This window comes from Ralstonia sp. 110700041-2 (assembly GCF_056280165.1).
On sequence record NZ_JBSFAI010000015.1, the window covers coordinates 106154 to 123595 of the forward strand.

Genomic DNA, 17442 nt, shown 5'->3' on the forward strand with positions numbered 1-17442 from the left:
GCCCCGGGGCTCACTTCATCAGCGCGAGCATGTCGCGCACGAGCGGCAGGGTGACGGCGCGCTTGCGGGCGAGCGAGTAGGTGTCGAGAGCGTCCAGCAAAGCCATCAGGCTCGGCATGTCGCGGTAGGAGTGCGTCACGAGCCACTGCGGCACATCGGCTGAGAGCTGCATGCCGCGTTCGCGGGCGGCCTGGCGCAGCGCTTCAACCTTGTCGGCGTCGGACAGGGGGCGCAACCAGTAGACCAGACCCCAACCCAGCCGAGTGCGCAGATCTTCACGCAGCGGCATCGCCATCGGCGCAGCTGCCCCGGAAATGGCGATGGCGGCATGCGGATGTGCGCGCACTTCATTGACGAGGTTGAACACGGCGATCTGCGCCCATTCGTCCAGGCGCTCGGCGTCGTCGATGGTCCAGACGGTGATGGTCGGGTCGAATTCGAAGGCCTCGGGCGGGGCGTCGGGTTCCAGCGTGCGGACTTCGTAGCCGCCGGCCTCGGTCTGGGCACAGATGGCCTGCAGCAGGTGGCTGCGGCCGCTGCCTTCCTCGCCCCACAGGTAGACCAGGCGGTCGGTGGCGGTACCGTCCACCACTTGCGGAATCAGGGCGCGCAGGCGCAGCACCGCCTCTTCGTTGCCGGTGGCGACGAAGTTGTCGAAGGTCGGGGCGGGTGTCGCACCGAGTTCGAGCGGGAGCTGTTCGGGTGTGGCCATGAAACGTGGAGTGGAGTCGCCGTACTTTTCAGTTGCCTTTGGTGGCTTTCAATCCTGGTAGAGCCGGCTGCCCAGGTAAAGCTGTCGGATCTGCCGCAGACCGACCAGCAGCACAGCACTCATCGGTAGGGCGAGGAGGATACCGAAAAAACCGAACAATTGGCCAAAAGCCAGCAAGGCGAGGATGACCGCCAGCGGATGCAGGCCGATGCGTTCGCCCACCAGGCGGGGCGTCAGGTAGAAGCCTTCCAGGAACTGGCCGATGCCGTACACCACGGCCACCGCCAGCAGGCCATAGAGGTTGCCGAACTGCAACAGTGCGGCCAGGATGGCCAGCGTAAGCCCCACGCCAAAGCCGATATACGGGATGAACACGGCCAGCCCCGTAAAAATGCCCACCGGCAGCGCCACGTCAAAACCCGCCAGCGCCAGCCCCGCCGAGTAGTACACCGCCAGCACCAGCATCACGATGATCTGCCCGCGCAGGTATTGGGAAAGCAGGCCATCGGTTTCGGCGGCCAGTTCGCGCGTTTTGCGCAGCCAGCGGCGCGGCACGGCGGTTTCGAGCCGGCGCATGAGCATGTTCCAGTCCATCAGCAGGTAGAACATCACGATGGGCACCAGGAAGAAGATGCCCAGCACCTGGATGGCCGCCGAGCCCGACACGCGCAGATAGGTCAGCACTCGGGCGACCACGTCGTCCGGGCTGGCGGCGAGCTGTTCCGTGAGCAGCGCCCGCAGGCCGGGAAAATCAAAGCTGACATGCAGGCCCATCTCGGCCAGCCTTGGCGACAGAAACGCGTTGAGCTTGGCGAGCATGCCGGGCAATTGCTCGTGGATGGCCGGAATCTCCCGCTGCAGCACCGCCAGGATCAGCAGCATCAGCGCCACGCCGACCACCGACAGCACCAGGATCATCAAAAACACGCCCAGCACGCGCGGTACGCGATGGCGCTGCAGCCATTCCACGCCCGGGTGCAGGATGTACGACAGGATGAACGCGAAGACGAAGGGCGTGAGCGTCGGCGCCAGCGCCTTGAGCAGGGCCAGGAAGACAAGCGCCACGGCGATCCAGGCGAGCGTGCGCTTGGTTTCCTGTGACAGCACGGGGGCGTTCATGGGGGCGACGGTTCCGATGGCGGGGTGGAGGAGTCGGAAAAGCGGCCATCGGGACGGCCGCATCCGGTAAAATCGCGATTTTACTGGACCGGCGGGTCCGATTTTTGTGACTTCCCGCTGCCGTCTCGCTTTCTTTCCCGGTTTTTTCAATTCAGACGACTGTATGAGCGCTTCCGATACCCCATCCGCATCGACCGGCCTGTCTTACCGCGACGCGGGCGTCGACATCGAGGCGGGTGACGCCCTTGTCGACCGCATCAAGCCGTTTGCCAAGCGCACCATGCGCGAAGGCGTGCTGGGCGGCATCGGCGGCTTCGGCGCGCTGTTCGAGCTGTCCAAGAAGTATCAGGAGCCGGTGCTGGTGTCCGGTACCGACGGCGTGGGCACCAAGCTCAAGCTGGCCTTTGCGTTGAATCGCCACGACACGGTTGGCCAGGATCTGGTCGCCATGAGCGTGAACGACATCCTGGTGCAGGGCGCCGAGCCGCTGTTCTTCCTGGATTACTTCGCCTGCGGCAAGCTCGACGTCGACACCGCTGCCACCGTGGTCAAGGGCATCGCCCAGGGTTGCGAGTTGGCCGGCTGCGCGCTGATCGGCGGCGAAACCGCTGAAATGCCGAGCATGTACCCGGACGGCGAATACGACCTGGCCGGCTTTGCCGTCGGCGCCGTCGAAAAGCGCAAGATCATCGACGGCACGACCATTGCCGAGGGCGACGTGGTGCTGGGCCTGGCTTCGTCGGGTGCGCATTCGAACGGCTACTCGCTGGTGCGCAAGATCATCGAAGTATCGCGCCCGGACTTGAACGCCGATTTCCACGGCCAGCGCCTGCAGGACGCCATCATGGCGCCGACGCGCATCTACGTGAAGCCGCTGCTGGCATTGATGGAGAAGCTGACCGTCAAGGGCATGGCGCACATCACCGGCGGTGGTTTGACCGAAAACGTGCCGCGCGTGCTGCAAGACAACCTGACCGCCGTGCTGCACAAGAGCGCCTGGACGCTGCCGCCGCTGTTCCAGTGGCTGCAGAAGGCCGGCAACGTGGCCGATGACGAAATGCATCGCGTGTTCAATTGCGGCATCGGCATGGTGGTGATCGTGTCGGCAGCCGATGCACCGGCCGCGATCGCGCACCTGAAGGACGCGGGCGAGACGGTCTACCAGATTGGCGAAATCCGCGCACGCCAAGCCGGCGAAGCGCAGACGATCGTGGTCTGACGCGAAGTTCGCCTCAACAAAAAAACCGCCGATGTGTTCGGCGGTTTTTTTATGCGCGTTGTCTTGCGGGCGCTTATTTCAGCGGGACGTATTCGCCGCTGGCGGGGTCGTCCTTCTGCAGCGCGCCGGTGTTCTTGTCGATGAGCAACGTGACCACGCGCGGTGCGGTGTTCGGGTCGCCGCCGCACGCGGGGGTGTGGTTTTCCCGCACTTCGACGCTGTTGTGCGTGTCATCGGCGCGGTCCACCATGAACGACAGGCACTCCTGCGGCAGGGTGGTCAGCTTGTACTTTTCGATGGCGGCGCGGGCCAGATCGACGGCCTTGGTCTGTTCGGCTTCGCTGACGGCGGGCGCGCTGGCGGGCGGCGCATTGGCCGCGTTGGATGCGCCGGGGGCGGGGGCCGCAGGCGTGGAGGCCGGAGCGGGCGAGACAGTCGTGTGCGCGTCGTCGGAGCGGCCACAGCCCACCAGCGCCAGAGCGGTGAGCACGGCAAGCAGCAGGGGTTTGGTCATGATGTGCGGAGCGTGTCGGCGATGTTCAGCCCACGACTTTACCCGGAACTGACCGATCGTTTCCATGCCGCATACGCCTGGGGCATGCACAGCGCTCAGGGCCGGTAGCCAGCGGCACGCGCGTCGGCTTCGTTGAGGAAGAACACGCGGTGGCGCACGTAACCGCCGCGCTCGATGGCCCGGCGTGCTGCTGCGCAATCGAGCCGGCCGTAGATGCGCGCGCGCCGATGCCCGCCCAGCGTGCCGGGCGCGGCGCTCTCATAGGGCTGGCCGTTGGCGCCGGTGAGCGTCCACGTTCTCACGGGGTTTCATGCAGCGGATTGCGCCTCGCGCTCCAGCAGCGCCAGCTTGCGCTCCACGCCCCAGCGATACCCCGAGGCGTTGCCGTCTCGGCGGATCACGCGATGACATGGGATGGCCACCGCAATGTGGTTGGCCGCGCAGGCCTGCGCCACCGCGCGCACCGCCCTGGGGGCACCGATGCGCGCGGCAATCTCGGTGTAGCTGGTGGTGCTGCCCGGCGGCACTTCGCGCAGCGCCTGCCACACGCGCTCCTGAAACGCGGTGCCGCGCACGTCCAGCGGTAGGTCCAGGCCGATGGACGGCGCTTCGACAAAACCCACCACTTTCGCCACCAGATTTTCGAAGCTCGCATCGCCGCCGATGAGTTCGGCCTTCGGGAAGGTGTCCTGCAGATCGCGCACGAGCGCGTCGGGGTCGTCGCCCATCAGGATCGCGCAGATGCCGCGATCGCTCTGCGCCACCAAGATCGAGCCGAGCGAGCATTCGCCCACGGCAAAGCGGATCGTCGTCTGTGCGCCGCCTGCGCGGTAGCGGCTGGCCGTCATGCCGAGCACGTTGTCCGACGCCTCGTAGAAGCGGCTGCTGGCGTTGAATCCGGCGTCGTAGATGGCTTCGGTGACGCTGCTGCCGCGTTCCAGTTGCGCGCGCAGCTTGCGGGCGCGATGCGCATCGGCATAGGCCTTGGGCGTGAGGCCGGTGACGCTTTTGAACAGACGATGGAAGTGATACGGGCTCAGGCTGGCGTCTTGCGCCAGCGCGTCGAGCGTGGGCGGCGTGTCGGCTGCTTCAATGCGCCGGCACGCTTGCGCGACGAGCGCGGTTTGCTGCGCCCGGACGGTGGTCTGATCCGGGCCAGCACGGCGGCTCGGGCGGTAACCGGCGGCTTCTGCGTCGGCAGGCGTTTCGAAGAACTCGACATTTTCGGGGCGCGGCAGGCGCGACGGGCTGCTCGGCTGGCAATACACGCCGGTGGTCTTCACCGCATAGACGAATTGCCCGTCGGCAGAGGCATCGCGCGCCAGCACGCGAGCCCAGCGCGGGTCGTGTTCGACGAGGGTGGTGTCCGGTACGGGGCGGGCGGAGGTTTGCATGACGTCATCCAATGGACTGGGATGACTGTACTGTAGGTGTGGCCCCCTGGCGGGACACTCCGGGTCTTGCGGTCAAATTCGAAGCAGCGCACGCGTCACTTGACGCGGGGTGCTTTTTGCTGATCGGCGCGCGCGGCAGCCAGGTTGGTGGCGATCTGCTTGGCACCGGCAGATTCGGGCGGCAGCAACTGGTACAGGCGCTCCCAGTGGGCGATGGCATCGCTCACGTCACCACGTTCGACGGCGGCGGAAGCGGCCAGGGCCAGCGCTTTGGGCTCGTCCGGGTCGGCCTTCAGGGCAAGGCGCACCTGCTCGATGGGCGCACCAGCCAGGGCGCCGCCCTGCGCGGTGGCGAGTGCGTCGGCGTAATCGGCGCGCAGGCTGGCGACGTCGGGGGCAAGGGCGACCGCTTTGGCATAGGCGGCGACAGCATCGGCGGGCCGCTCCATCGTGCTGTAGGACCGCGCAAGCAGCGCCCAGCCGGGTGCGTCGTCAGGCGTGTCGCGCAGCCGTTTCGCCAAGCCGTTGACCATCGATTCGATCTGCGCATCTCCACCGGTGTGGTCGCTGCGGGCGGCGGTCATCATGTCGCCGGGCATCCACAGAGCAGAGGGCTTTCCCAGGTGCTGGTACAGCAGCACGGCGAAGGTGGGCAACGCGGCCAGCAGCACTGCGGCGAACAGAACGGGGCGGCGGTCGGGCCGCGCCTGCGGGGTGCTGGCGGTGCCGGCTGTGTCGTCCAGCAGCCGCCGGCCAAGCTCTGCGCGTGCGTGCGCGTGGCCTGCGGCATCCATAGCGCCGGTGCGCAGGTCGGTATCCAGTTCGCGCAGTTGGTCTTGGTACCAGCGCACCATCTGGCTGCGCACGGTGGGGATTTGGATGTGCGTATCGCCCACATCGTTGCGCGCGCGTCGCAGCAATGGCGTCAGTAGAACCACCATGGTGACAGCCGTGAGGACGGCCGCGAGCAGCCAGAACAAGGTCATCACGGTCATGGACGGGGGTCTTCCGGTGGCGACGCCGCAAGCAGGGCGGCGAGGCGCGCTTGCGCGTCAGCGTCCATCTCGGCAGGGGGGGCCTTCTGCTGTTTGCGGGACGACACGATGCCGAACACCACCGACATCAGCAACAGCACCGGGCCGAACCACAGCAGATACGTCAGCGGTTTGACAGGCGGACGGTACAGGACGAAATCGCCATAGCGCTGCACGAGATAGTCCTTCACGTCGGCCTCGGTGGCGCCGGCACGCAGTTTTTCGCGAATCTGGCGGCGCAGGTCGACGGCCAGGTCGGCGTTGGAATCGGCGAGGGTCTGGTTCTGGCAGACGAGGCAGCGCAGCTGCTCCGACAGCGCATGGACGCGGGTGTCGAGATCGGTGTCCGACGCTGCGGCACAGGCGGGCGTCTGCAGCACGAACGCAGCGACGCCCGCGAGAAGGAGCGCAGCCAGTCGTTTATGCATGACCACCTTCCTGCTCCAGTTGCTGCAGAAGCGGCGCGATCCTGCGTTCCATGGACTCGGCCGTCACGGGGCCGACCTGCCGATAGCGCACTACGCCAGCGCGGTCGATGACGAAGGTTTCCGGCACGCCGTAGACGCCGTAGTCGATGCCGACCTTGCCGTCTGCGTCGATGAGGGACGTGACATACGGGTCGCCCATTTGTTTGAGCCACGCGCGTGCCGCGTCGGCGTCGTCCTTGTAGTTCAGGCCGTAGATCGGCACGGCTGATTGCTTTGCGAACGCGTTCAGCACGGCGTGCTCTGCGCGGCAGGCGGTGCACCACGATGCCCAGACGTTGAGCATCCAGACCTTGCCGCGCAGGTCTTGCGGCGTGAGGGGGCCGGCAGTCGATTCCAGCGCCGTTAGCCTGAACGCCGGTGCGGGCTTGCCGACCAGCGGCGAGGGCAGTTCGCGCGGATCGCGCGACAGCCCCGCCGCCAGCGCAATCACCAGAACAAGGAACGCTGCCAGCGGCAGCACGTAGCGCAGCTTCACCGTAGCTCCTCGGTCGCTGGCATCGCTAATGACGGGCCGCCCCGTGCAGTGTCGGGCGCGGCGCGCGATGACGTGGAGCGGCGGCGCAGCCGGTAGCGGCGGTCGCACACGGCCAGCAGCCCGCCCAGCACCATCAGCACACAGCCTGCCCAGATCCAGCCGACAAAGGGCTTGATGTAGATGCGCATGGCCCAGTTGTCTTGTCCGAGTGATTCACCAAGCGCGACATAGAGATCGCGCGTGATGCCGCTGTCGATGGCGACTTCGGTCGTGGGATTTTCCTGGCTGTGGTACAGGCGCCGCTCGGGTAGCAGCGTGGCCACGGGTTTGCCGTTGCGGCTGACGTCGACATGGCCGCGCAAGACGTCGTAGTTGGGGCCCTGCGCAGGCGCAACGCTGGCGAGGTGGAACATGTAGCCGCCCACCTCCACCTTGCCGCCCACGCGCACCGGCAGCTCGCGTAGCGTCTCCTGGCTGAGCACCAGCGTGACACCCGCAATGAACACGCCGACCCCCGCGTGCGCCACGAGCATGCCAAAGTAGCTCGGCGGCAATTGCCGCAGCGTCGTCAATCGATTGCCGGGCTGGCGAAGCTTTTCGGCCAGACTGGCCAGCGCGCTCACAAGACACCATGCGGCGAGCGTCAGCCCCAGGCCCGCCAGCGCGGACGTCCGATACAACACCGCCAGTCCGAGCCCGACGGCAACACTCGCCACTGCTGCCCATCGCAGCCGCACCGCCATCGATGGCAGCGCACCGTGACGCCAGCGTGCCAGTGGCGCGGCACCCATCAGCAGCACCGCAGGAGACATCAGCGGCACAAAGACCTGTTCGAAATACGCTTGCCCGACCGAGATCTTGCCCAGCCGCAGCACATCCAGCAAAAGCGGATACAGCGTGCCAAGCAATACCGTGGCGGCCGCCACCGCCAGCAGCACGTTGTTGGCCAGCAGGAACGATTCACGCGCGAACAGCGGGAACGTCGCGCCTTCCGAGGCGCTGCTGGACAACCGCTTTGCGCGCCACGCAAACAGACCGAGGGCGCCGCCCGTTACGATGCCCAGCAACGCGAGGATGAAGAGACCGCGCTTCGGGTCGACCGCAAAGGCGTGCACCGACGTCAGCACGCCCGAGCGGACGAGGAACGTGCCGAGCAGACTGAGCGAGAACGTGAAGATGGCCAGCAGCGCCGTCCATGCGCGGAACACGCCGCGCTTTTCCGTCACCGCCAACGAGTGGATCAGTGCCGTGCCTGCCAGCCACGGCATGAAAGACGCGTTTTCGACCGGGTCCCAGAACCACCAGCCGCCCCAGCCGAGTTCGTAGTACGCCCATGCGCTGCCGAGCATGATGCCGGTCGTCAGGCATGCCCAGGCGGCGGTCGTCCACGGCCGCGACCAGCGCGCCCAGGTGGCATCGAGCCGGCCCGACAGCAGCGCGGCCATCGCAAACGAGAACGCCACGGCAAAGCCCACGTAACCCATGTAGAGCATGGGTGGATGCGACACCATGCCCGGGTCTTGCAGCAGCGGGTTGAGGTCGCGCCCTTCCAGGGCAGGCGGCAACAGGCGCAGGAATGGGTTGGATGCGAACAGCAAGAAAAGCAGCAGCCCCGTGCTGATGGCGCCCATCACGCCCAGCACGCGCGCCACCACGGGCAACGGCAGTTGACGGCTGAACAACGACACGGCCAGCGACCACAACGCCAGCATCGCCGTCCAAAGCAACATCGATCCCTCGTGTCCGCCCCACACGGCGGCCACGCGATAGGGCAGCGGCAGCGCGCTGTTCGAGTTGGCGGCGACATAGAGCACGCTGAAGTCGTTGCTGACGAAGGCCCATGTCAGCGCGCCATACGCCACGAGAACCAATGCACATTGCATGCGCGCAGCGGGTCGCGCCACGGCCATCCAACGCTCGTCGTCGCGCGCTGCGCCAACCAGCGGCAGCACGGATTGCATGGCAGCAGTCAGCAACGCCAGGATCAACGCGAAATGGCCTAGCTCGGCAATCATCGTGACGCGCTCCGGGCAGATTCCTTCGCCATCTGTTCGTTGACTTGCGCAGCGCGGCGTAGGGCATCAGCAGCTTCGGGCGGCATGTAGTTTTCGTCGTGCTTGGCGAGCACCTCGTTGGCGACGAAGACGCCGTCCTCACCGAGCCGGCCGCGTGCCACGACGCCCTTGCCTTCGCGGAACAGGTCCGGCAGCAAGCCGTGGTAGACGACCGGCACGCCGCGCGCTGTGTCGGTGACAATAAAGCGGATGGTCATGCCGTCACGTTCGCGCTGGATCGAGCCGCGCTCGACGAGCCCGCCCAGCCGGAAGACCTGTGCCACAGGCGCTTCCTTGGCGGCGATCTGGGTGGGGCTGAAGAAAAACACCAGATTGGAGCGGAATGCATTCAGCGTAAGCGCGGTAGCCGCACCCGCGCACACCAGCGCGGCGAGCAGGATGCCGAGGCGGCGTTGTCTGCGTGTCATTGGTCGCCGCCGTCAGGATGGGGATGACTGGCGCGATTGGTTGCGCGCCAGCGGCGGGCGAGCAGCAGCAACTCGGCCGCGATGCAGATGGCGGCCACGGCAAACGCGCCCGCAATATAGTCGACGTGATTGACGGAGAGCTGGCTCATGCCGGTGTGCTTGGGTTGAGGTCGTCGTCGGCGCGTTCGCGCATGATGCAGCGCACGCGAATCAGCGCCACGCAGATGCTGTACATCCAGCACGCGAGCGTCATCAGCAACATCCCGAGCAACATCGTCATCGCCATCGACGGAGCTGCCGTCAGGCTGATGGATGCGCCTTGGTGCAGCGTGTTCCACCACTGCACCGAGAAATAGATCACGGGGATGTTGACCACGCCAACCACGCCAAGCACGGCGCAGGCGCGCTCGGCACGGCGGGGGTCCTCAATGGCGCTCTCCAGTGCGATGAAGCCAAGGTACAGAAAGAGCAGAAGCAACTCCGACGTCAGGCGCGCATCCCATACCCACCACGTGCCCCACGTTGGCTTGCCCCACAGCGCGCCTGTCCACAGCGCAATGGCAGTGAACAGCGCGCCGGTGGGTGCCAGCGCCGAGGCCATCATCGACGAAAGCCGTGTGTGCAGCACCAGCGCCAGCGCGCAATAGCCGGCCATCACCAGATAGATGAACATCGACATCCACGCAGCCGGCACGTGCAGGAAGATGATGCGGTAGACCTCGCCCTGCTGCGCATCGGTGGGCGCCACCACAAAGCCGACGTAGAGGCCCGCGACAAGGAACATGAGTGCCGCCGCGCCAAACCACGGCACCAGCTTGCGCGCGAGTGGATCAAACCGCACGGGCGACGCATACGCGAGCCAGTTCCAGCGCCGGGAGGCAGGTTCGCGCGGGGCGGCAATGGGAGGGGTGTGGAGTCCTGATCGGTTCGTCATCGGGTCATTCCACGGCAATCCGCAGCCCGGCCGCAGTGGCCAGCGGGCACACAAACAACGACAGCGCCAGGCAAGCGCCCAGCAGCGACAAATGCGGCATGACATCAAGCCCTGCGTCGGCAGCTGATCCGGCGCCTGCACCAAACACAAGCACGGGCACACACAACGGCAGCACAAGGATGCACAGCAGCGCTGCTCCGTTACGCACGCCCAGTGTGAGCGCCGCGCCAACGGCACCGATCAGCGCAATGGCCGGCGTACCGATCAGCAGCGTGGCTGTCAGCAGGAGCGTTGCATGCAGCGGCAGACTGTACTGCTGCGCCAGGATGGGCGTCAGCAGCAGCAATGGCAGGCCACTCGCGAGCCAGTGCGCTGCGATCTTCGTCAGTACGATCAGCGCAAGCGGGTGCGGCGACAACAGCAGTTGATCGAGGCTGCCATCGGCGTGTTCCTGTGCAAACAACCGGGAGAGCGAGAGCATCGACGCCAGCAGCGCCGCTACCCACAGGATGCCCGGGGCGAGCATGCGCAGCTGCTGCGGGTCGGGGCCGATGGCCAGCGGAAACAGGCTCGCCGCAATGACGTAGAACACCACGCCGCCGACCAGGTTGCCGCGTCGCCGCCATGACAGCGCCAGATCGTGCCGCAGGATGGCCATCAGCATGGGTTTCATGCAGTTCCCCCAAGCCGAAGTACGCGATTTGCCCCGTGCGGGCGCGACAGCAACTGGTGCGTGGCCATGATGGCCATGCCGCCTGCACGCAAGTGTGCATCCAGTTGTGCGGTGAAGAGCCCGAGTGCATGGTCGTCAAGCGAGGCGATTGGCTCATCGAGCAGCCACAGCTCGCGCCGGGCGAGCACCAAGCGCGCCAGTGCGACTCGCCGGCGTTGGCCTTGCGAGAGCTTGCGCACGGGCGTGGCGGCAAGCTTGCCGAGTTCGAGCGCTTCCAGTGCGGGCCCGATGCCAAACGGCTCGGATGCCGAATCGCGCAACCCGGCCAACTGCTTGGCCAGACGCAGGCTCTCTGTCACAGTCAGATCAGGGTCGATGCCGTTGGTGTGCCCCACATAGCAGAGCGCATTGAGCAAGGCGGGATCGCCGCTGCGCACGGGTACGCCGTGCCATGTCAGTGAGCCGCTTGCCGGTGCGAGCAAGCCGCAGAGCACGCGCAGCAGCGTGGTCTTCCCGCTGCCGTTCGCCCCCGTTACCTGTACCAGCTCGGCCGCCGACACCGAGAGGTCCAACTCGCGGAAGATCCGGCGGCCGGCGCGCGAAAACGTCAATTGGCTGGCAACAAGCACGGCAGGTGTCGGAGTCGAATGGGGGCTAGCGCATGCCGCACGATCACGTGCCTCACTCGGCCTTCATCTTCGACATGTCGGGCAGATGGTGCGCAATGCCCTTGTGGCAGTCGATACAGGTCTTCTCCTTGCTGCCCAGGTATTGGGAATGCATGGCAGAGGCGCGTGGGCTTTGCCGCGTGAAGTCCATCGATTCGTAGTTGTGGCAGTTGCGGCATTCCAATGAATCGTTGGCCTTCAGCCGATCCCATTCATGCTGGGCCAGCTCGAGTCGGTGGGCCTCGAATTTCTCGCGCGTGTCGATGGTGCCGAAAATCTTGCCCCACACTTCCTTGGAGGCCTGCATCTTCCGAGCAATCTTGTTCGTCCAGGCGTGCGGAACGTGGCAGTTGGAGCAGATTGCACGTACGCCGCTGCGGTTGGTGTAGTGGATCGTGCTCTGCAGCTCCTGATACACGTTGTCGTGCATTTCGTGGCAACCCGTGCAGAACGCTTCGGTATTGGTCACTTCCATCGCGGTGTTGAACGCGCCCCAGAACACCACGCCGGCAACAAAGCCGCCCAACGTTAGAAAGCCCAGGCTGAAATACGCGCTGGGCCGGTTGATGGTGCGCCAGTAGCGCTTGATCAGGTCGAACATGACTGCACCGCCTCAGTTCTTGCCAACGCTCTTGCCATCAGGCTTGCGTTTGAGCAGTTGATCGACATCGACAAACGTATTGGTGACAAGCGGCTTGGCGTCGGCCTGCGGCACGTGGCATTGCGTGCAGAAGAAGCGGCGCGGCGAAACGTCGGCCAGTTGATGGCCATCGCGGTCAACGTAGTGCGTGGGGCTGATCGCGATCGCGCGCATCTCTTCGGCCTTCGTACGCGCGTGGCAGGACAGACAACCGTTGTGGTCCTTGTTGATCTGATACATGTAGGTGCCGTCGATCTTGTGCGGAATCGTCGGCGGCTGCCCGGTGTAGTTGCGCTCGCGGCGCACGTCCTTGTTCTCGGTCGGATACAGGATCGGCGGTGTCGATTCGGCGGCAATCGGCGTGGGGCCGCGCATGGCGTCGACCACGCCTTGGGCTTGCGCGGGCAAGTTGGCAAGGGTCGCCAGGAGCAGCGCACAGATGGCGGCTGGCAGTCCCAAGAGTCGGCTGAGCTTCATGACGTTTTCCTGTTGCGCGTGTGTCGTCTGCCTGTGCTCGTCAGACCTTCACGATCTTGACGGCGCACTTCTTGAAATCCGTCTGCAGCGAGATCGGGCAGGTTGCATCCAGTGTGACCTTGTTGATGAGCTGGCTTGCATCGAACCACGGCACGAACACCAGGCCCTTCGGCGGCTGGTTGCGGCCGCGCGTTTCAATGCGGGTGCGCATCTTGCCGCGCCGCGAGATCACTTCGACCTCGACACCACGCCGCAGCCCAAGCGCGTTTGCATCTTCCGGGTGCATGAAGCAGACCGCATTCGGGAATGCGCGATACAGTTCGGGCACCCGGCGCGTCATCGAGCCCGAGTGCCAGTGCTCCAGCACGCGGCCGGTCGACAACCAGAACGGGTATTCCTTGTCTGGCACTTCCGGCGGTGCCTCATAGGGCAGGGCGAAGATCACCGCCTTGCCATCCGGGTTGCCGTAGAACTGGTAGCCGGTGCCGGCCTTGACGTACGGATCGCTGCCTTCCTTGTAGCGCCAGCGCGTCTCTTTTCCGTTGACCACAGGCCAGCGCAATCCGCGCGCCTTGTGATAATCGTCGAACGGTGCCAGGTCATGGCCGTGGCCGCGCCCGAAGCTTGCGTACTCCTCGAACAGGCCCTTCTGCAGGTAGAAGCCGAACGCCTTGGCTTCGGCATTGTTGTATTCCGGGTCGACGTCCTTGAGCGGGAACCTGTCGACATTGCCGTTGCGGTAGAGCACGTCGTAGAGGGTCTTGCCGCGCAGCTCCGGCTTTTTGGCGATGAGGTCTTCGGGCCAGACTTCTTCCACCTTGAAACGCTTGGAGAACTCCACCAGCTGCCACAGGTCGGATCGCGCCTCACCCGGCGCATCAACGAGTTGATGCCAGAACTGCGTGCGGCGCTCGGCGTTGCCGTAGGCGCCTTCCTTCTCAACCCACATCGCGCTCGGGAGGATCAAGTCGGCGGCCAGTGCGGTGACGGTCGGGTACACGTCCGAAACAACGATGAAATTCGCCGGATTGCGGTAGCCCGGGTAGCCTTCCTCGTTGATGTTGGCGCCGGCCTGCATGTTGTTGTTGACCTGCACCCAGTAGGCGTTGAGCTTGCCGTCCTTCAGCATGCGGTTTTGCAGCACCGCGTGATAGCCGGGCTTTTCAGGGATCGTGCCAGCCGGCAGCTTCCAGATGTGCTCGGCTTCTTCACGGTGCTTCGGGTTGGTCACCACCATGTCGGCCGGCAAGCGGTGCGAGAACGTGCCCACCTCGCGCGCGGTGCCGCATGCCGAAGGCTGGCCCGTCAGGGAGAAAGGGCTGTTGCCCGGTGTGGCGATCTTCCCTGTCAGCAGGTGCAGGTTGTAGATCATGTTGTTCGCCCAGGTGCCGCGGGTGTGCTGGTTGAAACCCATGGTCCAGAACGACACGACCTTGATCTTCGGATCGGCGTACAGCTCGGCAAGCTTCTGGAGCTGCTGCTTGAACTCCTTCTCCTTGCTCTTGTCCGGGTTCGCCAGCTTGGTGGTGTAGTCCAGGTCGTACGTCGAGACGAACTTCGCAAACTCGTCGAATGAGATCGGCTTGGAGTCACCCACCTTGTCGGCGTTCTTGGCGGCCTTCTGCACGGGGTTGTCGGGCCGCAGGCCGTAGCCGATGTCGGTCACGCCCTGCTTGAAGACGGTGTGCTTGTTGACGAAGTCCGTGTTGACCTTCTTGTTGGTGATGATGTAGTTCGCGATGTAGTTGAGCATCGCGAGATCGGCCTGCGGTGTGAAGACGATCGGGATATCGGCCAGATCGAACGAGCGGTGCGTAAACGTCGACAGCACCGCGACCTTCGTCTTGGGCGCGGAGAGGCGCCGGTCCGTCACGCGCGACCAGAGGATGGGGTGCATCTCCGCCATGTTCGAGCCCCACAGCACGAACGCGTCAGCGACTTCGAAATCGTCGTAGCAGCCCATCGGCTCGTCCATGCCGAACGTTCGCATGAAGCCGGCCACGGCAGAGGCCATGCAGTGGCGCGCGTTGGGGTCGAGGTTGTTCGAGCGGAATCCCGCCTTCATTAGCTTGACGGCGGCGTAACCCTCAAAAACGGTCCATTGACCCGAGCCGAACATGCCGACAGCGGTCGGGCCCTTTTCCTTGATGACGCGCTTGAACTGCATCGCCATCTCGTCGAACGCGCGGTCCCAGGTGACGGGCGTGAACTCGCCGTTCTTGTCGTACTTGCCGTTCTTCATGCGCAGCAGCGGCTGGGTCAGCCGGTCCTTGCCGTACATGATCTTTGAGAGGAAGTAGCCCTTGACGCAGTTCAGGCCCCGATTGACCTCGGCCTTCGGGTCGCCCTGCGTGGCCACCACGCGATTGTCTTTGACGGCCACTTCAACGCCGCAGCCCGTGCCGCAGAATCGGCAAGGCGCCTTCGACCACTTGAGCTGCGTCAGCTCTTTGTCGGTGACGAGGTTGGCGGCGCCAGCAGGAAGCGTGACGCCGGCCACCGAAGCGGTCGCGGCGGCAGCGGTCTGCTTAATGAACGCGCGGCGAGAGACTTTCATCGTCCATTTCCTCATTCATGGCGTCGGCCATTTCGTTGTGCTGGTAGATCAGGGCGGTGTTCAGCACACCGTCGATCTGCTGAATGAACGTCAGGTGAGCTGCGATGGCGCGCGAACTGGGCGCCTCAAGCGTGACTACGAGCTTGCCGTTATCGCTGGCTGCATGGATTTCGCTGCCGGCGATGCTTTCGATGGATTCGCTCACCCGTGCAATATGGGTTGGCCGCGTCTGGACCAGAACGCCGGCGATATGCCACTCGTCGTCATCGAGCGGCGCCGGCCGAACGGGGATATCTATTTTTCTTGTGTTTCGCATGACCCTGTTTTGGCGATGAACGCCTTTTTCTAATCAGTGCTGCGCGAACATACAACCCGACTCGCCCTCGGACCCCCGGGGGCGTATTTCAATGCGTTGGCGGACCGCTCAGCAATTGGGTTGCCCAGACGATAAAGCCATAGCCGGCCACGATAATGACGGAAAGAACCGGCACCATGACGGCCGTCAGAAACAGAAAGCTCCGCAGCTCTTCGGATTTACGTCGCGCGTCGACGTTTTGGGGCTGTTCCACGATGACTCGACCAATGAGGGCGGCGCTAATGGCGCGAACGTTTTCCAGTAAAGTGAACGTCGCACGGGAATTCAAGGTTTTTGCATGATCCCGGCGTGACATATATCGCGCAAGCAATATGTCGTCGTGGCGTGATCTAGCGCAAGATTTGCCGGATTCACGAGCCTGAAACATTGACGGGCACGCGCCATAAGTACCAGGCCGCGACGGTTCGATACGGGCTCCACGCAAGACTAATCGTCTCCATCTGCTTGCGTGTGGGCGTGGCATCGAGCCGCTTCAAACGTCGGTAGCCATCGCGCACGCCGAAGTCGTCTGCGGGCAAGATGTCCGAGCGCTCCAGCGTGTAGATCAGCAGCATTTCGACCGTCCACCGGCCAACCCCGCGCAGTGTCACCAGCCGCTCGATGAGGGCTTCATCCGGCATGGCGAGCGCTTGCTCACGCGTAGGCACGATGCCGTCGAGCGCGGCTTGTGCAATGCCGCGAATGGTCGCCAGTTTGATCGCAGAGAAACCGCAGGCGCGCAGCGTCGCCTCCTCTGTGGCGAGCACCTGTTGCGGTGCGGGAAAAGCGGCTGCCGGATACAGCGCAAGGAAACGTCCGAGGATGGCGTCACCGGCTTTGGCGTGCAGTTGCTGATAGGCGATCGCGCGGATCAGTGCTTCATAAGGTTCGCGCGCTGGCTTGGCGGTGTGGCGGCAGGGGCCGGTGGCGGAAATATGGCGTGCCCAGTCTTCGTCCAGCGTGGCCAGGAAGGTTGCGGCTTGCCGGTAGGCGCTTTCGGACAGATCTGCGGCGATAGTCATGCGCTGATTTGCCGGTCAGCCGGCCTTGCGGAACGTGAGGTTGATGCGCTGGCTGCCCAGCATTGCGTGCGGGTGGTCCTTGAGCGGTGCAATCCCGTGATAGCGCAGGCGATCCGGGCCACCCCAGACGACGACATCACCGTGAAACAGGGGAATGCGTTGCGGTCTGTCGGCGCGGCGATGTCCGCCAAACAGAAAGACCGCCGGCATTCCGAGTGACACTGAGACGATCGGCGCGCCGTAGTCCTGCTCGTCTTTGTCCTGATGCAGCGACATGCGCGCGCCCGGCACATAGCGGTTGATGAGGCAGGCGTCTGGCGTGAAGCCGTGGAAGCCTGCTTCGGCGGCCGCGCTGTGCGCTAAACGCAGGAACACATCGGGCAGCGGCGGCCACGCGGCTTCCGTGAGCGGGTCGTGCGTGGCATAGCGGTAGCCGCGGCGGTCTGATGTCCAGCCCAGCGCGCCGCTGTTGGTGAGCGCGACTGACATCTCAAAGCCGCCCGGCGTGACCATGTGCCGAAACGCGGCCTGCTGCGCGATGGCATCCACCGCCGCGATCAGGGCCGGCGCTTCCGACAGCGCAAAGCCGCGCAGCACAAACGCCGCTTCGCCGAGCGCAATGCGTGTGTCGTCAGCGGGTGGGTGGTCGCCAAACAGATCGCCGGTGGTCATGGTGAGC

Annotated in this window: 22 protein-coding genes; 1 reads left to right on the forward strand and 21 read right to left on the reverse strand. The window is 64.9% G+C overall.

Annotated elements, in window-relative coordinates; genetic code table 11:
* Positions 1-10: 10 nt before the first annotated feature.
* Together hda and ACUXH0_RS20895 are read right to left on the reverse strand one after the other, a co-directional pair.
* Positions 11-712, reverse strand: coding sequence for a DnaA regulatory inactivator Hda (hda, locus tag ACUXH0_RS20890; protein WP_004631704.1), 702 nt, complete (start codon positions 710-712; stop codon positions 11-13).
* Positions 713-760: 48 nt separating this feature from the next.
* Positions 761-1831, reverse strand: a complete 1071-nt coding sequence (locus ACUXH0_RS20895; protein ID WP_012436338.1) for an AI-2E family transporter — start codon at positions 1829-1831, stop codon at positions 761-763.
* Between the two features lie 163 nt (positions 1832-1994).
* Between ACUXH0_RS20895 and purM the strand changes: the two genes are divergently transcribed.
* Entirely contained in the window at positions 1995-3050 is a 1056-nt protein-coding gene (gene purM, locus ACUXH0_RS20900) for a phosphoribosylformylglycinamidine cyclo-ligase (protein WP_004631708.1), read from the forward strand.
* Positions 3051-3123: 73 nt separating this feature from the next.
* Here purM and ACUXH0_RS20905 read toward each other — a convergent pair whose 3' ends face one another.
* From ACUXH0_RS20905 to alkB, 19 genes are all read right to left on the reverse strand, one after another.
* Positions 3124-3564, reverse strand: coding sequence for a hypothetical protein (locus ACUXH0_RS20905; RefSeq protein WP_024542263.1), 441 nt, complete (start codon positions 3562-3564; stop codon positions 3124-3126).
* A gap of 95 nt (positions 3565-3659) precedes the next feature.
* Positions 3660-3866 carry a hypothetical protein gene (locus tag ACUXH0_RS20910; protein ID WP_049768039.1) on the reverse strand — a complete coding sequence of 69 codons (207 nt, stop codon included), beginning with the start codon at positions 3864-3866 and terminating at the stop codon, positions 3660-3662.
* A gap of 6 nt (positions 3867-3872) precedes the next feature.
* Complete coding sequence (ada, locus tag ACUXH0_RS20915) at positions 3873-4958, reverse strand: bifunctional DNA-binding transcriptional regulator/O6-methylguanine-DNA methyltransferase Ada (RefSeq protein WP_012436336.1); 1086 nt, start codon at positions 4956-4958, stop codon at positions 3873-3875.
* A gap of 95 nt (positions 4959-5053) precedes the next feature.
* A complete protein-coding gene (gene ccmI, locus ACUXH0_RS20920) occupies positions 5054-5953 on the reverse strand; it encodes a c-type cytochrome biogenesis protein CcmI (protein WP_004631713.1) in 900 nt (299 codons plus the stop codon).
* Complete coding sequence (locus tag ACUXH0_RS20925; RefSeq protein WP_004631714.1) at positions 5950-6420, reverse strand: cytochrome c-type biogenesis protein; 471 nt, start codon at positions 6418-6420, stop codon at positions 5950-5952. The genes ccmI and ACUXH0_RS20925 overlap by 4 nt, the downstream gene beginning before the upstream one ends.
* Positions 6413-6955, reverse strand: a complete 543-nt coding sequence (locus tag ACUXH0_RS20930; RefSeq protein WP_012436335.1) for a DsbE family thiol:disulfide interchange protein — start codon at positions 6953-6955, stop codon at positions 6413-6415. The genes ACUXH0_RS20925 and ACUXH0_RS20930 overlap by 8 nt, the downstream gene beginning before the upstream one ends.
* Entirely contained in the window at positions 6952-8970 is a 2019-nt protein-coding gene (locus ACUXH0_RS20935) for a heme lyase CcmF/NrfE family subunit (RefSeq protein WP_012436334.1), read from the reverse strand. Before ACUXH0_RS20935 ends, ACUXH0_RS20930 begins: the two co-directional genes overlap by 4 nt.
* The gene (gene ccmE, locus ACUXH0_RS20940; RefSeq protein ID WP_004631718.1) at positions 8967-9437 is read right to left on the reverse strand and encodes a cytochrome c maturation protein CcmE; all 471 of its coding nucleotides are present in this window, start codon (positions 9435-9437) and stop codon (positions 8967-8969) included. Before ccmE ends, ACUXH0_RS20935 begins: the two co-directional genes overlap by 4 nt.
* Positions 9434-9586 carry a hypothetical protein gene (locus ACUXH0_RS20945; protein ID WP_004631720.1) on the reverse strand — a complete coding sequence of 51 codons (153 nt, stop codon included), beginning with the start codon at positions 9584-9586 and terminating at the stop codon, positions 9434-9436. The genes ccmE and ACUXH0_RS20945 overlap by 4 nt, the downstream gene beginning before the upstream one ends.
* Positions 9583-10371 carry a heme ABC transporter permease CcmC gene (ccmC, locus tag ACUXH0_RS20950; protein ID WP_012436332.1) on the reverse strand — a complete coding sequence of 263 codons (789 nt, stop codon included), beginning with the start codon at positions 10369-10371 and terminating at the stop codon, positions 9583-9585. Before ccmC ends, ACUXH0_RS20945 begins: the two co-directional genes overlap by 4 nt.
* Before the next feature lie 4 nt (positions 10372-10375).
* A complete protein-coding gene (gene ccmB / locus ACUXH0_RS20955) occupies positions 10376-11044 on the reverse strand; it encodes a heme exporter protein CcmB (protein ID WP_012436331.1) in 669 nt (222 codons plus the stop codon).
* A complete protein-coding gene (gene ccmA / locus ACUXH0_RS20960; RefSeq protein WP_012436330.1) occupies positions 11041-11673 on the reverse strand; it encodes a cytochrome c biogenesis heme-transporting ATPase CcmA in 633 nt (210 codons plus the stop codon). The genes ccmB and ccmA overlap by 4 nt, the downstream gene beginning before the upstream one ends.
* A gap of 52 nt (positions 11674-11725) precedes the next feature.
* Positions 11726-12313, reverse strand: a complete 588-nt coding sequence (locus ACUXH0_RS20965; RefSeq protein ID WP_004631728.1) for a cytochrome c3 family protein — start codon at positions 12311-12313, stop codon at positions 11726-11728.
* 12 nt (positions 12314-12325) lie between these two features.
* On the reverse strand, positions 12326-12829 hold the full coding sequence (locus ACUXH0_RS20970; RefSeq protein WP_012436329.1) for a nitrate reductase cytochrome c-type subunit: 504 nt from the start codon (positions 12827-12829) through the stop codon (positions 12326-12328).
* 40 nt (positions 12830-12869) lie between these two features.
* Complete coding sequence (napA, locus tag ACUXH0_RS20975) at positions 12870-15386, reverse strand: periplasmic nitrate reductase subunit alpha (RefSeq protein WP_012436328.1); 2517 nt, start codon at positions 15384-15386, stop codon at positions 12870-12872.
* On the reverse strand, positions 15358-15702 hold the full coding sequence (locus ACUXH0_RS20980) for a chaperone NapD (RefSeq protein WP_004631736.1): 345 nt from the start codon (positions 15700-15702) through the stop codon (positions 15358-15360). The genes napA and ACUXH0_RS20980 overlap by 29 nt, the downstream gene beginning before the upstream one ends.
* Positions 15703-15790: 88 nt before the next feature.
* Positions 15791-16225: a periplasmic nitrate reductase, NapE protein gene (napE, locus tag ACUXH0_RS20985; protein WP_404944710.1), complete on the reverse strand. Its 435-nt coding sequence runs from the start codon at positions 16223-16225 to the stop codon at positions 15791-15793.
* A complete protein-coding gene (locus tag ACUXH0_RS20990) occupies positions 16113-16763 on the reverse strand; it encodes a DNA-3-methyladenine glycosylase family protein (protein ID WP_012436327.1) in 651 nt (216 codons plus the stop codon). The genes napE and ACUXH0_RS20990 overlap by 113 nt, the downstream gene beginning before the upstream one ends.
* Positions 16764-16778: 15 nt before the next feature.
* Positions 16779-17435: a DNA oxidative demethylase AlkB gene (gene alkB, locus ACUXH0_RS20995; protein WP_012436326.1), complete on the reverse strand. Its 657-nt coding sequence runs from the start codon at positions 17433-17435 to the stop codon at positions 16779-16781.
* Positions 17436-17442: the final 7 nt, after the last annotated feature.

What these genes read in the sequence shown, in the direction of transcription:
- hda (WP_004631704.1), bottom strand. Translation starts at nt 712, where the DNA reads ATGGCCACACCCGAACAGCTCCCGCTCGAACTCGGTGCGACACCCGCC.
- ACUXH0_RS20895 (WP_012436338.1), bottom strand. Translation starts at nt 1,831, where the DNA reads ATGAACGCCCCCGTGCTGTCACAGGAAACCAAGCGCACGCTCGCCTGG.
- purM (WP_004631708.1), top strand. Translation starts at nt 1,995, where the DNA reads ATGAGCGCTTCCGATACCCCATCCGCATCGACCGGCCTGTCTTACCGC.
- ACUXH0_RS20905 (WP_024542263.1), bottom strand. Translation starts at nt 3,564, where the DNA reads ATGACCAAACCCCTGCTGCTTGCCGTGCTCACCGCTCTGGCGCTGGTG.
- ada (WP_012436336.1), bottom strand. Translation starts at nt 4,958, where the DNA reads ATGCAAACCTCCGCCCGCCCCGTACCGGACACCACCCTCGTCGAACAC.
- ccmI (WP_004631713.1), bottom strand. Translation starts at nt 5,953, where the DNA reads ATGACCGTGATGACCTTGTTCTGGCTGCTCGCGGCCGTCCTCACGGCT.
- ACUXH0_RS20925 (WP_004631714.1), bottom strand. Translation starts at nt 6,420, where the DNA reads ATGCATAAACGACTGGCTGCGCTCCTTCTCGCGGGCGTCGCTGCGTTC.
- ACUXH0_RS20935 (WP_012436334.1), bottom strand. Translation starts at nt 8,970, where the DNA reads ATGATTGCCGAGCTAGGCCATTTCGCGTTGATCCTGGCGTTGCTGACT.
- ccmE (WP_004631718.1), bottom strand. Translation starts at nt 9,437, where the DNA reads ATGACACGCAGACAACGCCGCCTCGGCATCCTGCTCGCCGCGCTGGTG.
- ACUXH0_RS20945 (WP_004631720.1), bottom strand. Translation starts at nt 9,586, where the DNA reads ATGAGCCAGCTCTCCGTCAATCACGTCGACTATATTGCGGGCGCGTTT.
- ccmC (WP_012436332.1), bottom strand. Translation starts at nt 10,371, where the DNA reads ATGACGAACCGATCAGGACTCCACACCCCTCCCATTGCCGCCCCGCGC.
- ccmB (WP_012436331.1), bottom strand. Translation starts at nt 11,044, where the DNA reads ATGAAACCCATGCTGATGGCCATCCTGCGGCACGATCTGGCGCTGTCA.
- ACUXH0_RS20965 (WP_004631728.1), bottom strand. Translation starts at nt 12,313, where the DNA reads ATGTTCGACCTGATCAAGCGCTACTGGCGCACCATCAACCGGCCCAGC.
- ACUXH0_RS20970 (WP_012436329.1), bottom strand. Translation starts at nt 12,829, where the DNA reads ATGAAGCTCAGCCGACTCTTGGGACTGCCAGCCGCCATCTGTGCGCTG.
- napA (WP_012436328.1), bottom strand. Translation starts at nt 15,386, where the DNA reads ATGAAAGTCTCTCGCCGCGCGTTCATTAAGCAGACCGCTGCCGCCGCG.
- ACUXH0_RS20980 (WP_004631736.1), bottom strand. Translation starts at nt 15,702, where the DNA reads ATGCGAAACACAAGAAAAATAGATATCCCCGTTCGGCCGGCGCCGCTC.
- napE (WP_404944710.1), bottom strand. Translation starts at nt 16,225, where the DNA reads ATGCCACGCCCACACGCAAGCAGATGGAGACGATTAGTCTTGCGTGGA.
- ACUXH0_RS20990 (WP_012436327.1), bottom strand. Translation starts at nt 16,763, where the DNA reads ATGACTATCGCCGCAGATCTGTCCGAAAGCGCCTACCGGCAAGCCGCA.
- alkB (WP_012436326.1), bottom strand. Translation starts at nt 17,435, where the DNA reads ATGACCACCGGCGATCTGTTTGGCGACCACCCACCCGCTGACGACACA.